General features: G+C 70.7%; 16 protein-coding genes. 8 read left to right on the top strand and 8 right to left on the bottom strand.

Annotated elements, in window-relative coordinates; all coding sequences use genetic code 11:
• Window positions 1–235: 235 nt before the first annotated feature.
• Together KK097_RS12520 and KK097_RS12515 are read right to left on the bottom strand one after the other, a co-directional pair.
• The gene (locus KK097_RS12520) at window positions 236–823 is read right to left on the bottom strand and encodes a TetR/AcrR family transcriptional regulator (RefSeq protein WP_214529112.1); all 588 of its coding nucleotides are present in this window, start codon (window positions 821–823) and stop codon (window positions 236–238) included.
• 77 nt (window positions 824–900) lie between these two features.
• On the bottom strand, window positions 901–3,135 hold the full coding sequence (locus KK097_RS12515; protein WP_250896714.1) for an MDR family MFS transporter: 2,235 nt from the start codon (window positions 3,133–3,135) through the stop codon (window positions 901–903).
• A gap of 96 nt (window positions 3,136–3,231) precedes the next feature.
• On the opposite strand from KK097_RS12515, the gene KK097_RS12510 reads away from it, so the two are divergent.
• The 3 genes from KK097_RS12510 to KK097_RS12500 all read left to right on the top strand — a co-directional run bounded on the left by KK097_RS12510 (window position 3,232) and on the right by KK097_RS12500 (window position 7,252).
• The gene (locus KK097_RS12510; protein WP_214545040.1) at window positions 3,232–3,696 is read left to right on the top strand and encodes a MarR family winged helix-turn-helix transcriptional regulator; all 465 of its coding nucleotides are present in this window, start codon (window positions 3,232–3,234) and stop codon (window positions 3,694–3,696) included.
• A 91-nt stretch (window positions 3,697–3,787) separates the two neighbouring features.
• The gene (locus KK097_RS12505) at window positions 3,788–5,596 is read left to right on the top strand and encodes a DEAD/DEAH box helicase (protein WP_214545039.1); all 1,809 of its coding nucleotides are present in this window, start codon (window positions 3,788–3,790) and stop codon (window positions 5,594–5,596) included.
• A 318-nt stretch (window positions 5,597–5,914) separates the two neighbouring features.
• Window positions 5,915–7,252, top strand: a complete 1,338-nt coding sequence (locus tag KK097_RS12500) for a fibronectin type III domain-containing protein (protein ID WP_214545038.1) — start codon at window positions 5,915–5,917, stop codon at window positions 7,250–7,252.
• 149 nt (window positions 7,253–7,401) lie between these two features.
• On the opposite strand, the gene KK097_RS12495 is transcribed toward KK097_RS12500, so the two are convergent.
• A complete protein-coding gene (locus KK097_RS12495) occupies window positions 7,402–8,340 on the bottom strand; it encodes an NAD-dependent epimerase/dehydratase family protein (RefSeq protein ID WP_214545037.1) in 939 nt (312 codons plus the stop codon).
• 124 nt (window positions 8,341–8,464) lie between these two features.
• On the opposite strand from KK097_RS12495, the gene KK097_RS12490 reads away from it, so the two are divergent.
• From KK097_RS12490 to opgC, 4 genes are all read left to right on the top strand, one after another.
• Entirely contained in the window at window positions 8,465–9,223 is a 759-nt protein-coding gene (locus KK097_RS12490; RefSeq protein ID WP_214545036.1) for a TetR/AcrR family transcriptional regulator, read from the top strand.
• Window positions 9,224–9,537: 314 nt separating this feature from the next.
• A complete protein-coding gene (locus KK097_RS12485) occupies window positions 9,538–11,487 on the top strand; it encodes a glycosyltransferase (RefSeq protein WP_307858391.1) in 1,950 nt (649 codons plus the stop codon).
• Window positions 11,484–11,894, top strand: a complete 411-nt coding sequence (locus KK097_RS12480; protein ID WP_214529105.1) for an ATP-binding protein — start codon at window positions 11,484–11,486, stop codon at window positions 11,892–11,894. The genes KK097_RS12485 and KK097_RS12480 overlap by 4 nt, the downstream gene beginning before the upstream one ends.
• Window positions 11,891–14,380: an OpgC domain-containing protein gene (gene opgC, locus KK097_RS18725; RefSeq protein WP_214545035.1), complete on the top strand. Its 2,490-nt coding sequence runs from the start codon at window positions 11,891–11,893 to the stop codon at window positions 14,378–14,380. The genes KK097_RS12480 and opgC overlap by 4 nt, the downstream gene beginning before the upstream one ends.
• Window positions 14,381–14,518: 138 nt before the next feature.
• Here opgC and KK097_RS12470 read toward each other — a convergent pair whose 3' ends face one another.
• From KK097_RS12470 to KK097_RS12450, 5 genes are read right to left on the bottom strand one after another with little or no spacing between them, the layout of a single operon-like run.
• Window positions 14,519–15,622 carry a Gfo/Idh/MocA family protein gene (locus KK097_RS12470; protein ID WP_214545034.1) on the bottom strand — a complete coding sequence of 368 codons (1,104 nt, stop codon included), beginning with the start codon at window positions 15,620–15,622 and terminating at the stop codon, window positions 14,519–14,521.
• Window positions 15,619–16,437, bottom strand: coding sequence for a ThuA domain-containing protein (locus KK097_RS12465; protein ID WP_214529102.1), 819 nt, complete (start codon window positions 16,435–16,437; stop codon window positions 15,619–15,621). Before KK097_RS12465 ends, KK097_RS12470 begins: the two co-directional genes overlap by 4 nt.
• 32 nt (window positions 16,438–16,469) lie before the next feature.
• A complete protein-coding gene (locus KK097_RS12460) occupies window positions 16,470–17,357 on the bottom strand; it encodes a carbohydrate ABC transporter permease (RefSeq protein ID WP_214545033.1) in 888 nt (295 codons plus the stop codon).
• Entirely contained in the window at window positions 17,350–18,315 is a 966-nt protein-coding gene (locus KK097_RS12455) for a carbohydrate ABC transporter permease (protein WP_214545032.1), read from the bottom strand. Before KK097_RS12455 ends, KK097_RS12460 begins: the two co-directional genes overlap by 8 nt.
• A 2-nt stretch (window positions 18,316–18,317) precedes the next feature.
• Window positions 18,318–19,553 carry a sugar ABC transporter substrate-binding protein gene (locus KK097_RS12450; RefSeq protein ID WP_214529100.1) on the bottom strand — a complete coding sequence of 412 codons (1,236 nt, stop codon included), beginning with the start codon at window positions 19,551–19,553 and terminating at the stop codon, window positions 18,318–18,320.
• 201 nt (window positions 19,554–19,754) lie between these two features.
• On the opposite strand from KK097_RS12450, the gene KK097_RS12445 reads away from it, so the two are divergent.
• The gene (locus KK097_RS12445) at window positions 19,755–20,771 is read left to right on the top strand and encodes a LacI family DNA-binding transcriptional regulator (protein ID WP_250896711.1); all 1,017 of its coding nucleotides are present in this window, start codon (window positions 19,755–19,757) and stop codon (window positions 20,769–20,771) included.
• The last annotated feature ends 195 nt before the right edge of the window (window positions 20,772–20,966 follow it).

The raw sequence follows: 20,966 nt of genomic DNA, 5'->3' as shown, positions 1-20,966 counted from the left end.
CTCGACGGCTTCGCGGCGTCCGGCTGACACGACGGCGTGTTGGCACGCTGGCCACGGTGCGGACGGGAGGCCCGTGGGGACGCCGCCACGGGCCTCCCGTCCGCCCCTCGGTCGCGTCGACCACGTGACGTTCCTTCCCATTGCACGCGCGATGGAAAGTGGAATCGGGCGTACCGGGCAGGAAGTTCCTGCCAGGTACGCCCGATTCGACCAGGTACGCCCGAAGGGCCCCGCGTCAGGCCACGAGCGCAGCCATCTCCCGCACCACCGCACGGAGCCGGTCCGCGAGCTCGTCGTTGCTGCGGACGGTCTCGCGGTGGGCGACCTCGCTCAGCGCCGACATCACCAGGGTGACGGCGGTGCGGGCGGTCTGGGCGTCGGTCCGGGTGCCGACGACGCTGAGCAGGGACTGGCGCGACTCCGCCATCCACTGCATCACCATCGAGGACATCTCCGGCCGGAGCACGAGCAGCTCCTTCATGCGTCGGCGGTCCTGCGACAGCGGCACGGTCGCAGCGACCAGGGTGCACAGGTCGTCGACCAGTGGACCGTCGGCCTCGGTGAACCAGGTCGCCGAGTGCTCCGGGACCTCGACCGAGTCGAGCCCGAGCGCCGCGTGCGCCTTCGACGAGAAGTAGTTGAAGAAGGTGCGCGGCGAGACGTCGGCGTCGGCGCAGATCTGCTCGACCGTGACGCCGTCGAGCCCGTGCGCGGACACGAGCGTGAGCGCCGCGTCGTGCAGGGCCTGCCGGGTCTGCTGCTTCTTCCGTTCACGCAGCGTGCACGGCTCCGTTGCCGCAGCCGCTGCCGGGGTGGTGATCACGTGGACTCCTGGTGGGTTGAAGTGTGTGGGAGGGGCGCCCGCCCGGAAAGGGGGGCACGGACGGACGCCCCGGTCGGTCACCGACGGTGCGTCGGCGTGGATCCGGTCGAACCCGATCCGGTCGAACCCGAGCCGGTCGAACCCGAACCGGTCGAACCCGAACCGGTCGGCACGGACCCGGTCATCGGGCCCGTGAACGAGCCGGCCTCGGCTGCGGCGGCGCCGGCCTCGGCCTCGAGCTGCGCCTCGGCGGACATGTCGGCCTGCTCCTGCAGGGCGGAACGCTGGCGCAGCGGCGGCACCCGGAAGAACCAGGTGAGCACGAACGCGAGCAGGATGACGCCGAGACCGACCCAGTAGATCGTCACGGACGAGGCGTTGAAGCCCGCCATGAACGGCCGGGTCAGGCGGCTGTCGGCACCGGTCAGGAACGAGGTGTCGTTCGTGCTGGTGGCGCTGTCGCTCGTGGTGTTGCCGTCGTCGATCTTCTTCGCCAGCTCCGGGGTGAGCTCGTCGACCCAGTAGGACCGCTGCTCGGCGTCCGACCAGTCGACGGACACGGTGCCGTCCTGCACGCTGGCGTGCGCCTGGTCGGCGACCTGCTCGAGAGCCGACTGTTCGGCGGCCGGCGTGGCCGCGGCGACCTGCTGGTCGATGACGGTCTGCGCTGCCGCGGCGGGCACGGCACCGGCGGCGACCTGCTGCTGCACGGCCGCGGTGACCTGCTCGGTGACCGCGGTGTCGGCGGCCTGCTTCGCCGTCGCCGAGGCGTCGTCGAGCTGTGACTGCACGGTCTTCGTCAGCGGGGTGACGACGGGCGTCCAGATCTTGTCCATGGCGCCCTGGTTCGCCTTCGCGCTGGCGACGGTCGGGTTGAGTGCGGCGTCGAGCGCCGGACCGAGGTCCTTCTCGTTCGCGGTCGCCGTCAGGATGTTCGCCGGCATCACCGAGAACAGGATGGACAGCAGCACGGCGGTGCCGAGCGTGCCACCGATCTGACGGAAGAACGTGGCGGACGACGTGGCGACGCCCATGTCACGCGCCTCGACGGAGCCCTGCGACGCCAGGGTCAGCGACTGCATGACCGAGCCGAGGCCGAGACCGATGAGGAACATGCCGATCATCAGGAACCAGAGCGGCTTGTCGATCGTCATGAACGTCAGCACGACGTAGCCGGCGGACACGAGCGCGGTGCCGATGACCGGGAAGATCCGGTAGCGGCCGACCCGGGCGACGATCTGCCCCGAGGTGATCGACGCGATCATCAGACCACCGACGAGCGGCAGGGTCGCGAACCCGGACTCGGTCGGGGTGAGCCCGACGACGATCTGCAGGTAGAGCGGGATCGTGAGCATCGCCCCGAACATCGCGAAGCCGACCAGGAACCCGATGACGGTCGCCATCGAGAACGTGCCCGAGCGGAACAGCTTGAGCGGGATGATCGCCGCGTCGCCCATCTTCGACTCGATGAGCAGCAGGCCGATCAGACCGACGACACCGACGACGTAGCAGGCGATCGCGGCGGGGGAGCCCCAGCCCCAGATGCGGCCCTGTTCGGCGACGAGCAGCAGCGGCACGAGGGTGACGATGACGGCGGTCGCGCCCCACCAGTCGACCTTCGGCTTCGCGTCGTCGGCTCCGTGCACCTTCGGCAGGTGCAGGAACACGATGACCATGAGGAGCGCCGCGACCCCGATCGGCACGTTGATGAGCAGCACCCAGCGCCAGCCGGTGATCCACAGGATCTCGGAGGAACCGGCGAGCAGACCACCGATGAGCGGGCCGATCACGGACGAGATGCCGAACACGGCGAGGAAGTACCCCTGGTACTTGGCGCGCTCACGCGGGGCGAGGATGTCGCCCATGATCGCGAGCGGCAGCGACATGAGGGCACCGGCGCCGATGCCCTGCACCGCGCGGAAGGCGGCGAGCATGAGCATCGAGGTGGACATCGACGACAGGACGGCGCCGAGGATGAAGACGACGATGCCGAAGATGTACAGCGGGCGGCGGCCGAAGATGTCGGAGAGCTTGCCGTAGATCGGCGTCGCGATCGTCGAGGTGATGAGGTACGCGGTCGTCACCCAGGCCTGCTGGTCGAGCCCGTGCAGGTCGTCGCCGATCGTGCGGATCGCCGTGCCGAACACCGTCTGGCCGAGCGAGGACAGGAACATGCCCGCCATCAGGCCGTAGATCACCAGGAGGATCTGACGGTGGGTCATCAGCGGCTGCTGGCCGGCGCCTCCGGAGGCCGCGGGGGCCTCGGCGGTGTGCCGACCGTGCTGCACCGGGACGGGTGCGGTGGCGGTCATCGAACTCCTTTTTCTGGCTGTGAAACTTTGCAGACCGCGCAACGGTACATCTGTTGCTTCCGACAAGCAACTAAATGTGCCCGCTACGCTGAGCCCGTGACCGACGACCGGCGTGCCGCCGAGCGACTCCTGCGATCCCAGCTCGACCGGCTGTGGGTCCGGCAGACCCTGCGCTCCTCGCTCATCGAGTCCCGGGGCGGCCTCGACCCGACGGCCCGCGTGATCCTGCGAGCCGTCGCCGGGCACGGGCCGGTCCGGGCGACCGCGATCGCCGACGCGACCGGGTTATCGCGCCCGGTGATCAGCCGCCGGGTCGCCTCGCTGATCGAAGCCGAGCACCTGATCGGCTCGCCCGACCCCGCGGACGGCCGCGCCACGCTCGTCACGCTCGCCCCCGCCGGCCGACGACTGCTCGACGAGTTGGACGCGGCCGGAGCCGAGGTGTTCGACGACCTGACGGGGGAGTTCGCCTCCGACGAGCTGCGCTCGCTCGCCGAGATGCTGACGCGGCTGAACGACCGGGCGGACGCGGTCCTGGGGATCGGCACCACGCGCTCCTGACGCGACCAACGGGGCGAACGGGAGGCCCGTGGCGGCGCCGCCACGGGCCTCCCGTCCCTGCGGAGCGCGCATTCGAGATACCGTTGGTGGTATGAGCACGGACACCACCCCCACCACTGAGACCCTCGACGACGGGCCCGTGGTGACGTTCGCCGATCTCGGCCTGAGCGACGCTGTGCTCAAGGCCGTCAAGGACATCGGCTACGAGACCCCTTCCGCCATCCAGGAAGCCACCATCCCCACGCTCCTCGCCGGGCGCGACGTCGTCGGCCTGGCGCAGACCGGAACCGGCAAGACCGCGGCCTTCGCGCTGCCGATCCTGTCCCGCATGGAGTCCGGCAGCAAGAAGCCGCAGGCGCTCGTGCTGTCCCCGACGCGCGAGCTCGCCCTGCAGGTGTGCGAGGCGTTCGAGCAGTTCGCGTCGCACATGAAGAACGTCCACGTCCTGCCGGTCTACGGCGGCCAGGCGTACGGCGTGCAGCTCTCCGCCCTGCGCCGCGGCGTCGACGTCATCGTCGGGACCCCCGGTCGCATCATGGACCACCTGGCGAAGGGCACGCTCGACCTGTCCGAGCTGAAGTACCTGGTCCTCGACGAGGCCGACGAGATGCTCAAGATGGGCTTCGCCGAAGACGTCGAGACGATCCTCGCCGACACCCCCGACGACAAGCAGGTCGCGCTGTTCTCGGCGACCATGCCCGCGCAGATCCGCCGCATCTCGCAGCAGTACCTGACCGACCCGGCCGAGATCACCGTCAAGACCAAGACGAAGACCGCCGCGAACATCACGCAGCGCTACCTGATGGTCTCGTACCCGCAGAAGGTCGACGCGCTCACCCGCATCCTCGAGGTCGAGGACTTCGAGGGCATGATCATCTTCGTCCGCACCAAGAGCGAGACCGAGACCCTGGCCGAGAAGCTCCGCGCCCGCGGGTACGCCGCCGCCGCGATCAGCGGTGACGTTGCCCAGGCCCAGCGCGAGCGCACGGTCAACCAGCTGAAGTCGGGCAAGCTCGACATCCTGGTCGCCACCGACGTCGCCGCCCGTGGCCTCGACGTCGACCGCATCACGCACGTCGTGAACTTCGACATCCCGGTCGACATCGAGTCCTACGTGCACCGCATCGGCCGCACCGGTCGCGCCGGCCGCTCGGGTGACTCGATCAGCTTCGTCACCCCGCGCGAGCGTCGCCTGCTGTCGGCGATCGAGCGCCACACCAAGCAGCCGCTCACGCAGATGCAGCTGCCGACCATCGACGACGTCAACGAGACGCGCCTGACTCGCTTCGACGACGCCATCACCGCGGCGCTCGAGGACCAGGGTCGGATCGCCGCCTTCCGCGACGTCATCGCGCACTACGTCGAGCACCACGACGTCCCCTCGGACGACGTCGCCGCCGCCCTGGCCGTCGTGGCGCAGGGTGACTCGCCGCTGCTCCTCACCGCTGCCGACGACGCCCTCCGCAGCCAGATGGAGCGCGACGCCCGCCGCAGCGAGCGCGACGAGCGTGGTGCCCGCGACGACCGTGGCGGCCGCAACGACCGCGGCGACCGTGGTGGCGACCGCGACCGTGGCGACCGTGGCGACCGCGCCCCGCGCCGTTCGCAGCCGATGTCCCCGTACCGCATCGAGGTCGGCCGTCGTCACCGCGTCGAGCCGCGCCAGATCGTCGGTGCCCTGGCCAACGAAGGTGGCCTGCGTCGCGACGACTTCGGTGCGATCCAGATCCGTCCGGACTTCTCGATCGTCGAACTGCCGGCCGACATGGACCCCGGTGTACTCGACCGCCTGACCGACACCCGGATCAGCGGCAAGCTCATCGAGATCCGTGCGGACCGCCGCGGCGGCGGCCGCCGTGACGACCGCGACGACCGTCCGGAGCGCAAGCCGCGCTACTGACGCGCGCCGCGTCCGAGACGCGACCCCCTTCTGACGGGAGGCCCGGTGCCAGCTGGCACCGGGCCTCCCGTCCGTCGTCTGCCCGGGTCCAGAACCCGCGAGACGCCGTCGTGTCGATTCCGCGCCGCCGAGACGGCGAGACGCCGCTGAGTTTGGCGGCGTATCGGGAACACGACGGCGTGTGCGGGACTGCCCTGCGGCATCTTGCGGTGCGGGGAACCGCACATCCCGCCCGCAGTCGTTCCCCTGGCGTCCGCACGGTGCTGTGATACCGGGAGCCGTGACGCAGGAAGCCGCGGAGAAGGCAGGGGAACCATCGTGTACCGAGCACTGATCACCGCGGTCGCCGCCGCGGCGCTCGTCTTCGGAGGTGCGGTGCCGGCGACGGCGCACACCTCCTGGTCGTCGGTGCCGGGAGCACCGACCGCCGTCCGTGTCACCGGCGACGCGGACAGTGCCACGCTGACGTGGCGCGGGCCGAAGCACGGCGCCAAGGTGACCGGCTGGAAGGTCGCCGTCGCCGCCGTCGCGAACCGGCACCACCGCCAGGTCGACCGACTCCACCCGCGCGCCCGCTCCGACCGCTTCGACGAGCTCTCGCCCGCGACCACGTACCGGTTCTCCGTCCGTGCCGTCGGCCACCGGGGGACCGGTCGCACGATCACGCTGCGCTGGACGGCACCACCCGCCTCCGAGCCGGAGACGACGCAGTCGCTGTTCGGACTCGACGACAACGGTGCCGTCGTGCGGTTCGCGGACTCCGGCAGTGGCGCGAAGGCCGTCGTCGCGACGGACGGCGAGGGCTTCGCCGCGAACGCCGACGGTGACGTGTTCACGCCGTCCGCGGACGGCACCGAGATCCTGCTGCACCCGGCAGACGGCGGCGGGATCTCGATCATCGCGTCCGGGCTGCACCTGACCCCGGACCTGCGCTCTGACGTCGCCGGCAACCTGTACTGGACGGACTCGGCGACCGGCGCGGTGCAGCAGTTGCCGGTCGGCACCTCGACCCAGAAGACCGTGCTCGACCTGGGCGGTGTCGCGACCGGCAGCGATCGGCGCTTCTGGACCGTCACCCCGGACGGCAAGGTCGTCGTGCTCGGCGGAACCGTCAGCCAGCCGTACGTCAAGGGCACCGGCATCGCACCCCGCACGTTCATCGGCCCGGGCGGCTCGACCGTCGGCTACCCCGCCGGCGTGCTCGCCGACTCGCACGGCAACGTCTACGTCGACATCCGATCGACCGGTGGCGCCGGGTCGTGGGTCTGGTACCAGCTCAAGCCCGGGGCGACCCAACTGACGCAGATCGAACCGCGGTACGCGTTCGAGTACGCCGCCGCGAACGCGGACGGCTTCTCGCTCCTGCAGTCGGCGGAGTTCTGCCCCGCCCCGTCGGAGTACCGGCCGGCCGGGTGCAAGATCGACCGCGGCATCCCGGACAAGCTCGTGGTGGGCGGCGGCGGGACGTCGACCGTGCCGGTGACCGGGCTGACCGCCGGGTCGCGTGGCGAGCACCTGGGTGCCGCCTCTGCCGACGGGGACGTGTTCGTCTCCATCGACAGCGGCCCCTCGGTCGGACTGTGGAAGGTCCCCGCCGCGGGTGGAGCTGCCCAGCAGCTCGACGCGGCGCAGTACTCGAGGCTGCTGGTGATCTGACCGGCGGTGCGAGGCGGAAGGGGGACAGGGCGCAACGGCGCGTCCTGTCCCCCTTCCGTGTGCGGCGGCGGGTGGTCGGCCGCCGCCGGCTCTGCGCTCGAGGCGCCGGCCGCTGTGCGGCGGCGGGTGGCTGTGGTGGCAGCGGTGGTTCAGGCGCCGGTCGCCGTGCGGCGGCACACCTCGTCCCACGGCGTCGGTTCGATGCCGAAGTGCGCCCGGGTCTCCGAGTCGTCCACGACGTACGGCGCGGTCCACTGGTAGGTCAGGTCGGCCAGTTCGCGGAGCATCGGCCACACGAACCCGCCGACCCGGAACAGGGCCGCGGGCATCCGCCGCACCGGCACCGCGGGCTTCCCCGCCGCGGCGAGCACGTCAGTGAGCGCCTGCCGCTGGGTCCGCGGCGCGTTGCTCGGCACGATCCACGTGCGGCCGTGCGCGCCCTCGTCCTCCGCGGCGGCGACCAGCGTCCGGGCGACGTCGAGTACGTCCGTGAAGGTGTGCGGCAGGTCGGTCCGGCCGAGCATCGCCACCGCCCGCCCCTGCAGTGCCGCCGGGAGCACGCGCGTCACGTGCCCGTTGGCGCCGATCCCGGGGCCGACGTAGTCCGAGCCGCGCACCTCGACCGTCCGGATCCGACCGGCGTCGTGCGCGGCGAGGGCATCGGCCCACAGGGTGGCCCGGAGTATGCCCTTGTGATCCGTGGCGGCGTCCGGCAGGCCGGCGTGGACGGGCCCGTCGACCGGACCGTACGGGTAGAGGTTCCCGGTGATGGCGTAGACCGCTCCGGTGCGTTCGGCCGCGCGGAGCAGGGCGGCGGCGAGCGGGGGCCAGGTGCGTTCCCACTGCGTGTAGTCGCCGGGGTTCGCGCAGTTGTAGAGGGTGGCTGCTCCCTCGGCGGCGCGGGAGAGTGCGTCGGCGTCGGAGGCGTCGAGCGCGAGGTGCTCGACGCCGGCGATGCCCGTGCTGCGACCGGAGCGGGAGACGACGGTGACGCGGTCGCGTTGGTCGCTTCGTCCGCTCCGCTCGGCGAGCAGTGCGGCGACGTGCCGGCCGACGGGGCCGGCGCCGATGACGAGGTGGTGGGACATGCTTCCTGCTTCCTGGTCGGCACGAGAGCAGTGCTCTCGGAAGTGAGCATGACGACTCGACCGACGGAAAGCAAGAGCACTGATCTCTTTTGTGTGCGCTGCTCTCCCGTGTCAGGATCGACGGATGGCACCCACCGCCCGAGAACTCGCCCGGCAGACGGTCACCGCGGACATCCTCGCCGCGGCACGCACCCGCCTGACCGACGAGGGCCCGGCCGCACTCAGCCTGCGCGCCGTCGCCCGCGACGTCGGGATGGTCTCGTCCGCCGTGTACCGGTACTTCCCGAGCCGCGACGACCTGCTGACCGCCCTGCTCATCACGGACTACGACGAGCTCGGCGCCGCGGTCGAGGCCGCCGACGCCGCTGCGGGGCCGGACGCCGGTGCGCGCTGGGTCGCGATGTGCCGCGCGATCCGAGGCTGGTCGGTCGCCCACCCGGGGGACTTCGCCCTGCTGTTCGGCTCGCCCGTCCCGGGGTACGCGGCGCCGAGGGAGACCGTGGTGCCGGCAACACGGACGACGCTCGCGTTGGTGCGCGTCGTCGCGGACGCGGTCGGGTCCGGTGCGTCTGGTGCGTCCGGTGCTCCCGGTGCTCCCGCCCCGGTGACCGCCGGGAGGCCCGGATCACCCGCCGCGCCCACGTCGGCACCCGGGGCGGCCGGCCCGGCCGTCGCGGACGCGGTCGCCACCCTGCGGTCGTTCGGCATCACGCTGCCCGACGAGGTGCTCGTCCGAACCCTGATGGCGTGGACGACGGTGTTCGGGACGATCTCGTTCGAGCTCTTCGGACACTTCGTGGGATCCGTGTCCGACCCGGCCGCCTACTTCGACCAGGTCATCGTGCGCCTGGCGGATGACCTGGGGTTCACCGCCACGTTCTGACACGGGTGCTGTCCCCAGATCGGGTGCGCAGCCTGACAGAGCCCCCGCCGGTGCGGTAGACAGGTCGTCACGCCCAGGTCGCGCCCGATGACCGACGGCGGACGACCGGCACGGTGGCCCCCGGGTCAGCTGCCGGACGGAACCACACACGGGCGGACGGTGCGGTACGGGGACCGTACGGATCAGGAGGCATGCTTGCGACGCAGCACGTGCGGTGACGTCACGGACCGGGCGACCCGGTGACCGCGCTCGACGTCAGCCGACAGGACCGCCGCCGCCTCACCACCGGCACCGCCCGTCGTCGCCTGGTCACCGTGCGGACGGTGGCGCTCCTCGCGTCCCTCGCCGGCGTGAACTACATCGTGTGGCGCTGGGCGGCCTCGGTGAACTGGCACTCGTGGTGGATCGCGATCCCGCTGATCCTGGCCGAGACCTACAGCGTCATCGACTCGCTCCTCTTCGCCCTCGGGGCATGGCGGCTCCGGGAGCGCGGCGAACCCCCGGCGAAACCGTCCACCGACGTCACCGTCGACGTCTTCATCACGACCTACAACGAGCCGATCGACCTGGTCGAGCGCACGGCCCGCGCGGCGAAGGCGATCACGCACCCGCACACCACCTGGATCCTCGACGACGGCAACCGCCCCGAGATGCGCGCGGCGGCCGAGGCGCTCGGCATCGGCGTCATCACCCGCGGTGCCGACTGGGTCGACCGCCCCAGACACGCCAAGGCCGGCAACCTCAACAACGCCCTGCTCGCGACCCAGGGTGAGTTCCTGCTCATCCTCGACGCCGACCAGGTGCCGGACCCGGCGATCCTCGACCGCACGCTCGGCTACTTCAAGGACCCGCAGATGGCGCTCGTGCAGACGCCGCAGTGGTTCGAGAACGTGCCGGAGGACGACCCCCTCGGCAGCCAGGCGCCGCTGTTCTACGGACCGATCCAGCAGTCGAAGGACGGCTGGAACGCCGCGTTCTTCTGCGGGTCCAACGCGATCCTCCGGCGCGAAGCCCTCATGCAGCTCGGCATCTCCCGCTACGTGGCCGAGGTCGAGGCGTCCGTGCAGCGCACCCTGTCCACGTCGCGCAAGCTCCTCGCCCGCTCCCGCGAGACCGAGACCGACCCGCGCGTGCTCGCCGCCCTCGACGACGCCGAGCTCGTGGTCGACCGTGCCCGCGACCAGGTGCGTGCGGGCGAACCCCTCGGCGACGTCACGTACGCGTTCCAGCGGGGGATCGACGCCATCGCGTTCCGGTTCGCGGCCGCCGACCTCGAGTCGGTGCGCAACGACCTGCAGGAGCTCGCGGCGATGTCCACCGACGCGAACACCTTCGCCGGCCTCGACGACGCCGCCCTCGACGTGCTCGGTCGGCGCGAGGCATCGCCCGTCGCGGCCATCGAGTCGATCGCCGTGCTCGCCCGCGCGCTCGACGTCAACCGTGACGACGAGGCGCAGCCGATCATGCCGCTGGCGACGATCTCGGTGACCGAGGACATGGCCACCGCGATGCGCCTGCACGGCCTCGGCTGGAAGTCGGCGTACCACGACGAGATCCTGGCGAAGGGCCTGGCCCCCGAGGACCTGCCGACGATGCTCGTCCAACGACTCCGCTGGGCGCAGGGCACCATGCAGGTGTTCTTCCGCGAGAACCCCCTGGTGCAGAAGGGGCTCTCGTGGGGGCAGCGGCTCATGTACTTCTCGACGATGTGGAGCTACCTGTCCGGGTTCGCCGCGATCGTCTACATCGCCGCACCCGTGCTCTGCCTGTCGTTCGGGGTAGTCCCCGTGCAGGCCTACAGCGTCGACTTCTTCGCCCGGCTCATCCCGTTCCTGGTGTTCAACCAGCTGCTGTTCTGGGTGGTGGCCGCCGGCAGACCGACCTGGCGCGGGCAGCAGTACTCGCTCGCCCTGTTCCCGGTCTGGATCGAGTCGGTGACCAGCGCGTTCGAGAACGTCTTCCGGGGCAAGCCGCTCGGGTTCCGTGTCACCCCGAAGGTCCGCGACGCGACCGAGCAGAAGCCGCGGTGGGACCTCGTCAAGCCGCAGCTCTACGCGATGGGCGCCCTGGTCGCCGCCCTGGTCATGATCGGCATCCGCTACCTGACCGGGCAGGCCGAGGGGATCGCGCCGCTCGTGAACACCGCGTGGGTCATCTTCGACCTGTTCATCTTCAGCATCGTGATCCGGGCCGTCCTGTACCGCGGTCCGGCCACCCCAGCCCAGTCCGAACACGAGTCGAGCACCGCCGGAGGACCCCTGTGAGCACCGAGACCACGTTCGAGGTGGCCGCGACGCCCGACTCCCTCGACGAGGTGCAGGACCGCTTCGCCGCGTGGTGGGACGGCCTCGGCATCGACGACGTGCGGCTCCGCTTCGCGCTGGAGACCGCGCTCGCCGAGGTGGCCGCGAACATCGTCGAGCACACCGTCCGCGCCGACCGGGGGACCGGCCGTCGCTACAGCGTGCACCTCGAGGCGACCGAGCAGGCCCTGACGGCGGTGCTCACCGACAACGGCATGCCCGTCGACATCGACCTGAGTGCGGTGACCATGGCCGACGTGGAGCAGGAGAGCGGGCGCGGCCTCGCACTCGCCATCGCCGCGCTCGATCGGCTCGAGCACCGGCACGAGTCCGGCCACAACGTCTGGATCCTTGCGTGCGACCGGTGAAGCACCCGGTGGCCCGTGCGGTCGCGCTCCTCGTCACCATCGCCACGCTCCTGCTCGGTGGCGCACTGCCGGCGTCCGCGGCCTCGGTGCACCCGGCCGCCGCGGTGCAGCCGGACGAGGGCACGACCTGGTTCGGCCCCGACCTCGACTGGGCCAGCGACTCGCCCGAAGGCTACGCGGGTCGGCTCGGCGCGACCCCCTCGATGTACGGGGTCTCCGTCGACTACCCGCTCGACCGCACGGCGAAGGAGGAGCTCCTCCGTTCGGCACGTGCGGCGGCGACCCAGGGTGCGGTGCTCGTCGTGAGCCTGGAACCCGACCGCGAACTGCGGTCGCTCGACACCGCGGACACCCGTGCCGTCAACACCGTGTTCGAGGACCTCCACGACCAGTACGACACCCAGGTGCTCGTCCGCTTCGCACCGCAGATGAACGGCACGTGGGTCCGCTGGGGCCAGCAGCCCACGGAGTTCGTCCGGGCGTTCCGCGCGCTCGGTACCGCCGTGCACGCGGGGACGTCGGACGCGCTCATGGTCTGGTCGCCCGGGTACGGTGCCGGGTACCCGTTCGGTGAGTCCGCCGGGCGGTTGCGGAACCTGTCCTCGGTCGACGTCGCGAAGGCGGACACGAACGGCGACGGGCAGCTCACCGGCGCCGACGACCCGTACGGCCCGTACTGGCCCGGCGCCGAGGCCGTCGACTGGGTCGGGCTGTCGATGTTCTCGTACGGCAAGGGCGACCCGACCGAGGCCGCCGGTCGTGCCGTGCCGCTCACCCGGAGCGGCGAGGTCGAGGCCCGGTTCGACGAGGACTGGGGCTACGACCAACCGCAGTCGGGCACGTTCTACGAACGGTTCGCCGCGGCCGACGACCGCCCGATGCTGCTCGACACCGGTGCGCTGTACAACCGAGAGCTCCAGGGCGATGCCGAGCTCGAGGTCAAGCGGAGCTGGTGGCGGCAAGTGCTCGCCGCCGTGCAGGAGCGTCCGCTGATCCGGGGCATCACCGTGCTCGAGGCGGAGCGACGCGAGCCCGAGGCGGGCAACCGCGTGGCCGACTGGCGACTCACCGCGGACCCGGGCGTCGCCGAGGCCTTCCGCAGCGACCTCGAACGGTCCGGGGACTTCGCCTTCGGCCCGGTCACCGACCGCGTGACCGTGCAGCAGGGCAACGCCGCGATCTCCCAGGAGTACGAGACCGGTGGCGACCAGATGGCGTGGATCGTCTGGCTGGCCGCCGGCCTGGCGATCGTGTTCCTGCTGAGCGGGGTGTTCGGCCGGCTCCTGCCGAGCTGGCGCTACCCCGACGACGGCAAGCCCGGCCGTGACCTGCGGCTCGACCTGTTCCGCGGGTTCATCATCCTCGCCGTGGTGATCACGCACATCGAGATCGGCGGACCGTACTCGTACCTCACGCTCCACGCGGTCGGCGCGATCACCGGCGCCGAGATGTTCGTGTTCCTGTCCGGCATGGTGCTCGGCATGACGTACCCGTTCGCGGTCAAGAAGTTCGGCGAGTGGGCGGCGGCGATCGGTGCCTGGAAGCGTGCGCGCAAGCAGTACGTCGTGACGCTCGTGGTGATCGCGGTGGTCTTCGCGCTGAGCTTCGTCCCGTTCCTGAACACCGACGCCATCACCACGTTCACCGACCGCGGCACGGGCACCGGCGGTGTCGACGCCGGGGGGCGGGTCTACGACCTGTACCCGAACGCGATGCAGCTGCTCGCGTACCCGCCGCCCTGGTACGCGATCCGGCAGTTCCTGCTGCTCGAGATGGGGCCGTGGCCGTTCAACATCATGGGCCTGTTCGTGGTGCTCAGCCTGTTCATCCCGGCGCTCGTCTGGGTGATCCGCCGCGGCTTCTGGTGGGCGCTGCTCGCCGTGAGCTGGGCGCTGTACGTGTTCCAGGCGCTCAACCCCGACTTCCGTCCGCTGAACTCCCAGTTCGAGGCGGTGTTCCCCCTGCTCACCTGGCAGGTCGTGTTCACCCACGGGCTCGTGCTCGGCTACTACCGACGGCAGATCGTCGGCGCGCTCACCGGGCGCCTCGGCAAGGTCCTGGTCGGCATCGCGGTCGGCGGGTACGCGGCGTTCCTGGTCTACGTCTGGGCGGGGGACCACTTCGGGTTCACCCCGGTGCCGTTCCCGGAGTCGATGTACCAGTCGCTGTACAACACGGCGTACCAGCGGGTGGACCTGCAGTGGGGCCGTCTGGTCGACATCGCGTTCTTCGCGATCGTGTCCTACGCGATCCTCACGGTGTTCTGGAAGCCCATCGCCGCGGCCATCGGCTGGCTCTGGATCCCGCTCGGGCAGGCGAGCCTGTACGTCTTCGTCTGGCAGGTGTTCTTCGCCCTGGCGATCGCGTCGATCCCCGGCGTCCCGTGGGGCGACTTCTGGATCGGCTTCGTCGTGCACACGGCGCTGATCCTGCTGGCCTGGTACATGGTCCGCAAGAAGTTCCTGTTCTCCGTCATCCCGCGCTGACGCGCGCACGGATGGTGAGCAGGAACGGTCGGGTCCGACGTGCGGACCCGACCGTTCCTGCTCACGAAGCGAGGGCAGACGGACGGGAGGCCCGTGGCGGTGTCGCCACGGGCCTCCCGTCCGCTTTACGGTCGCGTCTCAGGACGTGGGCAGGCGCTCGCGCAGGGCGCCGCGGACCGAGTCCCACGCCGCCAGGCGGTCACGGATCGTCTCGTCCTGCTCGGCGGCCAGGGCGTCCCGGTGTGCCTGCTCGAGCACCTCGTCGATGACGACGCGGCGTCCGCTGCGGGCCGACGTGATCGCGGCGTCGACCATCGTGAGGCTCATCACGTTGCCGTGCACCTCGCCGTCCGGGGTCCCGCCGGAGCGGACGGCCCGGACGAAGGACGCCAGCGACCCGGCGATCTCGTGCCCGACCGACGGCGCAGCGGCAGGGGACCCGGGGGTGCCGTCGAGGTCGCTCGACGGGTCGTGGTCGCCGTCCCAGAGTGCCGTGCCGGCCGCTCCGGAGGCACGCCAGTCGCCGTTCCACGAGGTCTCCGCCCCCGGCGCGCACCACGAACCGTCGTAGACGTAGCGGATGTCGTCCTCGAACGTGAAGACGGCGGCGGCCGCCGCGTCGCCCCGGTACCAGGACCACGACGGGTTCCACGACTCGCAGTACACCGACACCGGGTCGCGTTCGAGCACGTAGCGGGCGGAGTCGAAGGCGTGGATCGCCATGTCGAGCAGCAGGACGTCGTCCATCTCCTCGCGGAAGCCACCGAAGTGCGGGGCCTTCGCGAACCGGGTGCTCAGCCCGCCCACCGCACCGAGGTCACGGACGTGCTGCCGGAACGCGACGAGCTGGTCGTTGTAGCGGCGCGACTGCGACACCATGAACAGCTTGCCGGTGGCCTCGGCGGCGGCGGCGAGCGACAGCGCTTCGGCGACGGTCTGCGCGGCGGGCTTCTCGCCGAGCACGGGGAGTCCGGCCCGGAGCGCCTGCAGCGTGACCGGGTGGTGCGCGACCGGCACGGTGATGTCGAGGACGGCCTCGGCACCGGTCTCGGCGGCCAGCACGGTCAGGTCGGTGCCCACCGGGATCGACGGATCGCCGGCGTGTTCGGCCCCGGCGCGGGCGGCGTCGAGGTCGAGGTCGACGATGCCGACGAGCTCGACCTCGGGGTCGGCGGCGACGGTGGCGAGCCAGGCCCGCCCCATCCCGCCGGCGCCGACCTGGAGGACGCGAAGCGGGCTCACGCGTGGGCCCCGTCGCGCTCGGCGGGCTCCGGTGCGGTCGACGGCTCGGCGTCGTCGAACGGGCCGCGGTAGTGCTGCCCGTCGAAGTACTCGCCCAGGTCGTAGCGGCGGAGCGTCGGGATCTCCCGCTCACGCTCCGGCCGGGCCCACTCGGCGCCGTTCGCGATCACGCGACGGACGTCCGGGTGGTGGTACACGGGGAAGTCCTGGTCACCGGGGGAGAAGTAGAAGATCTTCCCGAGGCCGCGGCGGTACGTCATGCCGCTCCGGAACACCTCGCCGCCGGTGAAGCCCGAGATGAACACGAGCTCGTCGGGCGTCGGGACGTCGAAGTACTCGCCGTACATCTCCTGCTCGGGGATGACGATCGGGTTCGGCACCCCGCGGGTGATCGGGTGCTGCGGGTTGACCGTCCAGACGAGTTCCTGGTCGTGCTCGCTGCGCCAGCGGAGGGTGCACGTGGTGCCCATCAGCTTGCCGAAGATCTTCGACCAGTGGCCGGAGTGCAGCACGAGCAGCCCCATGCCGGAGAGCACGTGCCGGTGCACCCGGTCGACCACGGCGTCGTCGACGTCCTGGTGCGCGGCGTGCCCCCACCAGGTGAGGACGTCGGTGTCCGCCAGGACCTCGTCGGTGAGGCCGTGCTCGGGTTCCTGCATGGTGGCGGTCCGGACGACGGCCTCTGGCAGGTGTTCGCGGATGCCGTCCGCGATCGCGCCGTGCATGCCGTCGGGGTACCGCTCGGCGACGTGCTGCTCGACCTGTTCGTGGACGTTCTCGCCCCAGACGGTGATGCGGAGCGGGGTGCTGGTCATGGTGTGTGCCTTTCGGGGGTGGTGGGACCCGGTCACTTGACTGCGCCGCCGGTGGCCCCGGCGGCGATGAACTTCTGCGCCACGAGCAGCAGCACGATGGCGGGGATCGAGGCCATCACCGCGGCGGCCATGACGGTCGACCAGTCGGCGGTGAAGGTGCCGATGTAGTTGTAGATGCCGAGCGTGATCGGCCGGACGTCATCGGTGGTGGTGAGGGTCAGGGCGAACAGGAAGTCGCTCCAGGTGAACAGGAACGTGAACAACCCGGCGGTGATCAGGGCGTTGGCGCTGATCGGCACGACGACCGAGCGGAACGCCCGGAAGTTGCCGGCACCGTCGACCTTCGCGGCCTCGATGATCGACGGCGGGATGTTCTGCATGAACGCCCGCATGATGAGGATCGCGAAGGGCACGCCGGCGGTGCTGTCGGCCAGGATCAGCCCCGGCACGGTGTTGAGCAGCCCGAGGTCGTTGTACGCCGCGTACAGGGCGTTCGCGACGACGATGCCCGGGATCATCTGCGAGATGAGGATGCCGAACAGCACCGCGTTGATGCCCTTGACCTTGAACTGGGCGAGCGCGTACGACGCCGGCGTCGCGATGAGCAGGCTGACGACGACGCTGCCCAGGGCGATCACCAGGCTCGTGACCAGGGCGCCGCCCTGGTCGGCGATCGCCTGGGCGTAGCCGCCGAGCTGCGCGTTGATCGGGAACCAGGCGGCCTCGATCGCGGAACCGGCCGGCTGCAGGGAGATGTTGATCATCCAGTAGACGGGGAACAGCATCACGGCGAGGATCAGGATCCCGACGCCGGACAGCACCCACTGCTTCGCGCTCGTGGGACGGACGGGTCGCCGGGTGCCGCGGGTGACCACCGCGCGGGTCCGGAGGGCGTCGGTGGTGGACGCTGCGTCAGTCATCGACGGCCTTCCTGTTGAGGCGGAGGTAGACGATCGCGAACAGGGCGGAGATCACGATGAGGATGTTGCTCAGCGCGGCGCCCTGCCCGAAGTCGAACTGCTTGAACGACAGGTCGTAGGACTGGGTCGCGATGGTCTGGGTGGCGTTCGCCGGCCCGCCGTTCGTCAACCCGAGGATGATGTCGAGCACCTTGATCGTGTAGACGACGCCGAGCACGAGCGTGACGCTCACGACCGGTCGCAGCATCGGCCAGGTGATCGCCCAGAAGGCCTTCCACCCGGTCGCGCCGTCGAGGGCCGCGGCCTCGTACAGCTCGGTGGGGATGTCCTGCAGGCCGCCGTACAGGATCGTGGTGTTGAAGGGGATCCCGATCCAGATGTTCACCGCGATGACGGTGATGAGCGCCACGGCGGGACTCGTCAGCCACGGGACCGACGGGATGCCGAAGCTGCCGAGGAACTGGTTGACGACGCCCGAGTCCTGGTCGAGCATCCACTTCCAGACCGCGCTCGAGACGATGAGCGGCAGCAGCCAGGGCAGCAGGAGCAGCGAGCGCAGGAGACCGGACAGCGGGAAGTTCCGGCGGAAGAACAGGGCGAGCAGCAGGCCGAGGACGAACTGGCCGACGATCGACCCGATCGTGAACAGCGCGGTGTTGAGCATCGCCGTGCCGAACAGCTGGGACGACACGACCGAGGCGTAGTTCGCCAGGCCGACCCACGGCGCCTCGCCCGTGTAGAACGTCGAGGTCGTGTACGCCTGGAAGCTCATGACGATGTTCTTGACCACGGGGTAGCCGAAGAACAGCAGCAGGAACAGGACGGCCGGCAGCAGGAACAGCAGCTGCGCGATCCGTTCGAAACGCAGCGAGCGGCCCGGGCGGGGCCGCCGGGACGGAGCGGGCGCTCCGTTCCCGGCGGCCCGCCGTGGGGCGACGGGGGTCGCGGTGCTCGTCATGCTCAGTTGCTCGACTGCGCGTTCTGCAGGGCGTCGGCCGGGGAGTCCTGCCCGGTCAGCGCCGACTGCACGGCCGTGTAGATCTTCGTCGCGGCCTTCGGCCAGTCGGCACCGAGCTCGCCGGTGCGGGCGCGGGCGTCGGCGACGAGGTCGACGAACACCTGCTCCTCGGGGACGTCCTTGCCGAACTGCTGCGCGACGTCGGTCTTCGAGGGGATCGTGTAGCGGAGCTTCGCCATCGCGAGCTGGTTCGCGTCGCTGTTCATGCAGTCGACGATCTTCGCGGCGACGGCCTGCTTCGCCTTGTCACCGGTGTTCGGGACGGTCCAGACCTCGCCACCGAGCGGGGCCACGGCCTTGTCGCTTGCGGACTGCACGGGGATCTGCGCGATCCCGTAGTCGACCTTCGACTCCTTCAGCCCGGGGATCTGCCACGGGCCGTTGATCATCATCGCGGCCTTGCCGGCCATGAACTGGTCGTTCACGTCGGCCTGGGTCCAGTTCACGACGCTCTTCGACATCGAGCCGTCGTCGACCAGGCCCTTCCAGAGCGACAGCGCCTCTTCGGTCTCCGGGGTCGCGATGTCCTTCTCGTCGCCGCCGTTCGACCACATGAACGGCAGGAACTGCCAGGTGCCCTCGTAGGTGGCGTTGGCGTCGACGGCGAACCCGTACTGGTCGCCCTTGGTGAGCTTCGCCGCGGCGGACTGCAGTTCGTCCCACGTCTTCGGCGGGGTGACACCGGCCTCGGACAGCACCTTCTTGTTGTAGAAGAGCGCGATGGTGTTCACGGTGGGGGCGAGGCCGTAGACCTCGTCCTCGTAGGTACCCGCCTGCAGCACGCCCTTCGCGTACCCGTCGGTCGAGATGTCGTAGTCGGACAGCGGTGACAGCGCACCGGTCTCGGCGATCTGCTGCAGGTCCGGGTTGTCGAGCATCAGGACGTCGGGCAGGGTCTTCGACGACGCCTGCTGCAGGACCTTCTGGATGAGCGACGAGCCGGGCACCAGGCTGCGCTTGATGGTGACGTCGTTGTCGGCCCCGCACTTGTCGAGGTACTCGCCGATGACCTTCTTGTCGTTGCCCTGGTTGTAGTAGTCGAGGACGGTGATGGAGTCCACCTTGCCGCCGGAGCTCGCGGACGAGCCCCCGGAACAGCCGGCGAGGACGAGGGGGACGGCCGCCAGCATGGCGACCGCGCTGAGGACCTGAGGCGTCCTGCGGTGTCGAGGCTTCATTGCTTCGCTCTTCTCTGGATGGTTGCCGGACACGAGTCGAACGTGTCGCTCGTGGATCGGGGACGACCGGACCAGAACCGCTCCGTCGCGTCCCGAGTGGGGTCGAAGCTAGCATCGAAGCGCTTTGATGGTAAAGCGCTTAGACGAACTTTTTCGTGCACCGCCCCCGCTACAGTGAGCGGGACAGGGTGAGGGAGCGGCATGGCGACGATGCAGCAGGTCGCCGACCGGGCGGGCGTCTCGATCGCGACGGTGTCCTTCGTCGTGAACGGCAACAAGCGCGTGTCCGCCGACACCCGGGCCCGGGTCACGGCGGCGATGCGCGAGCTCGGCTACCGGAACAACGTGGTCGCCCGGGCGCTGGCCTCGCGCCGCACCCGGATCCTCGCGCTCGTGTTCCCGGTGCTCGAGCACCGCCTCGGCCAGACCGCGCTGCAGTTCTTCACGAGCGCCGCGAGCCGCGCGTCCGAGCTCGGGTACCACTTGGTCCTCTGGCCGGCCGTGACGACGGCCGACGACGTGCAGGAGCTCATCTCCGGCGGCCTCGCCGACGGGGTCGTCGTGATGGAGGTCACCATGCACGACCCCCGCATCGACCGCCTGACCGAGCTCGAGGTGCCGTTCGTGGCGATCGGCCGGACGGCCGACCCGTCCGCGATCTCGTTCGTCGACATCGACTTCGAGCGCACCGTCGAGGACGCCCTCGACCACCTCACCGGACTCGGGCACCGTCGGATCGGGCTCGTGGTCGAGGACCTCGACGGCACCACGATGGCCGACTACGGCCCGAAGGTCCGGTCCGAGGCGGCGTTCCGCGCATCGGTCGCGCGCCGTGGACTGACCGGCACCGTGGTCGCCGCCGGCGCCTCGGCCGAAGGCGGTCGTCGTGCAGCGGCCGACCTGCTGGAGCGCGACCCCGACGTCACGGCCGCGATCATCATGAAGGACGACTCGAACTTCGGGCTCGTCAGCGGGCTGCGGGCCGGCGGGCGCCGGGTGCCCGAGGACGTCTCGGTCATCGCGATCGTGTCCTCCGACGGCGCCGGTGCGGCGACCGAACCGGTGCTCACGACGCTGAACGCCCCCGGACCGGAGCTCGGCCGCCTGGCGGTCGAGTCCCTGGTCGAGCGCCTCGAGGGCGGCAGCACCGAACGCACGCACACGCTCATCCCGTGCGCCCTGCACCTGGCCGGTTCGACGGCCCCCGCCCCGGCCTGACCCCCTGCCGGCCTGGAGGCTCGGGTCGACCCCGCCCCGTGCCTCCAGGCGGTCGCCGGCTACGTTTCGGGCTGCGCGACAGTCCACGGGTCCCCGAGTGCGAGAGGTGTCGTCCAGCCCGAAAGGTGCCCGGCGCGCCCGCCGCAGGCGCCACCTGCCGGACAGACCAGGCTCCGCCTGGTTGTGTGGACGCAC

The sequence above is a fragment of the Curtobacterium flaccumfaciens genome (assembly GCF_018598405.1).
In the GTDB taxonomy this organism is placed as follows: Bacteria; Actinomycetota; Actinomycetes; order Actinomycetales; family Microbacteriaceae; genus Curtobacterium; species Curtobacterium aurantiacum.
The sequence above is the reverse complement of the archived record's forward strand: the minus strand, read 5'-3'. Positions and strand labels throughout refer to the sequence as shown.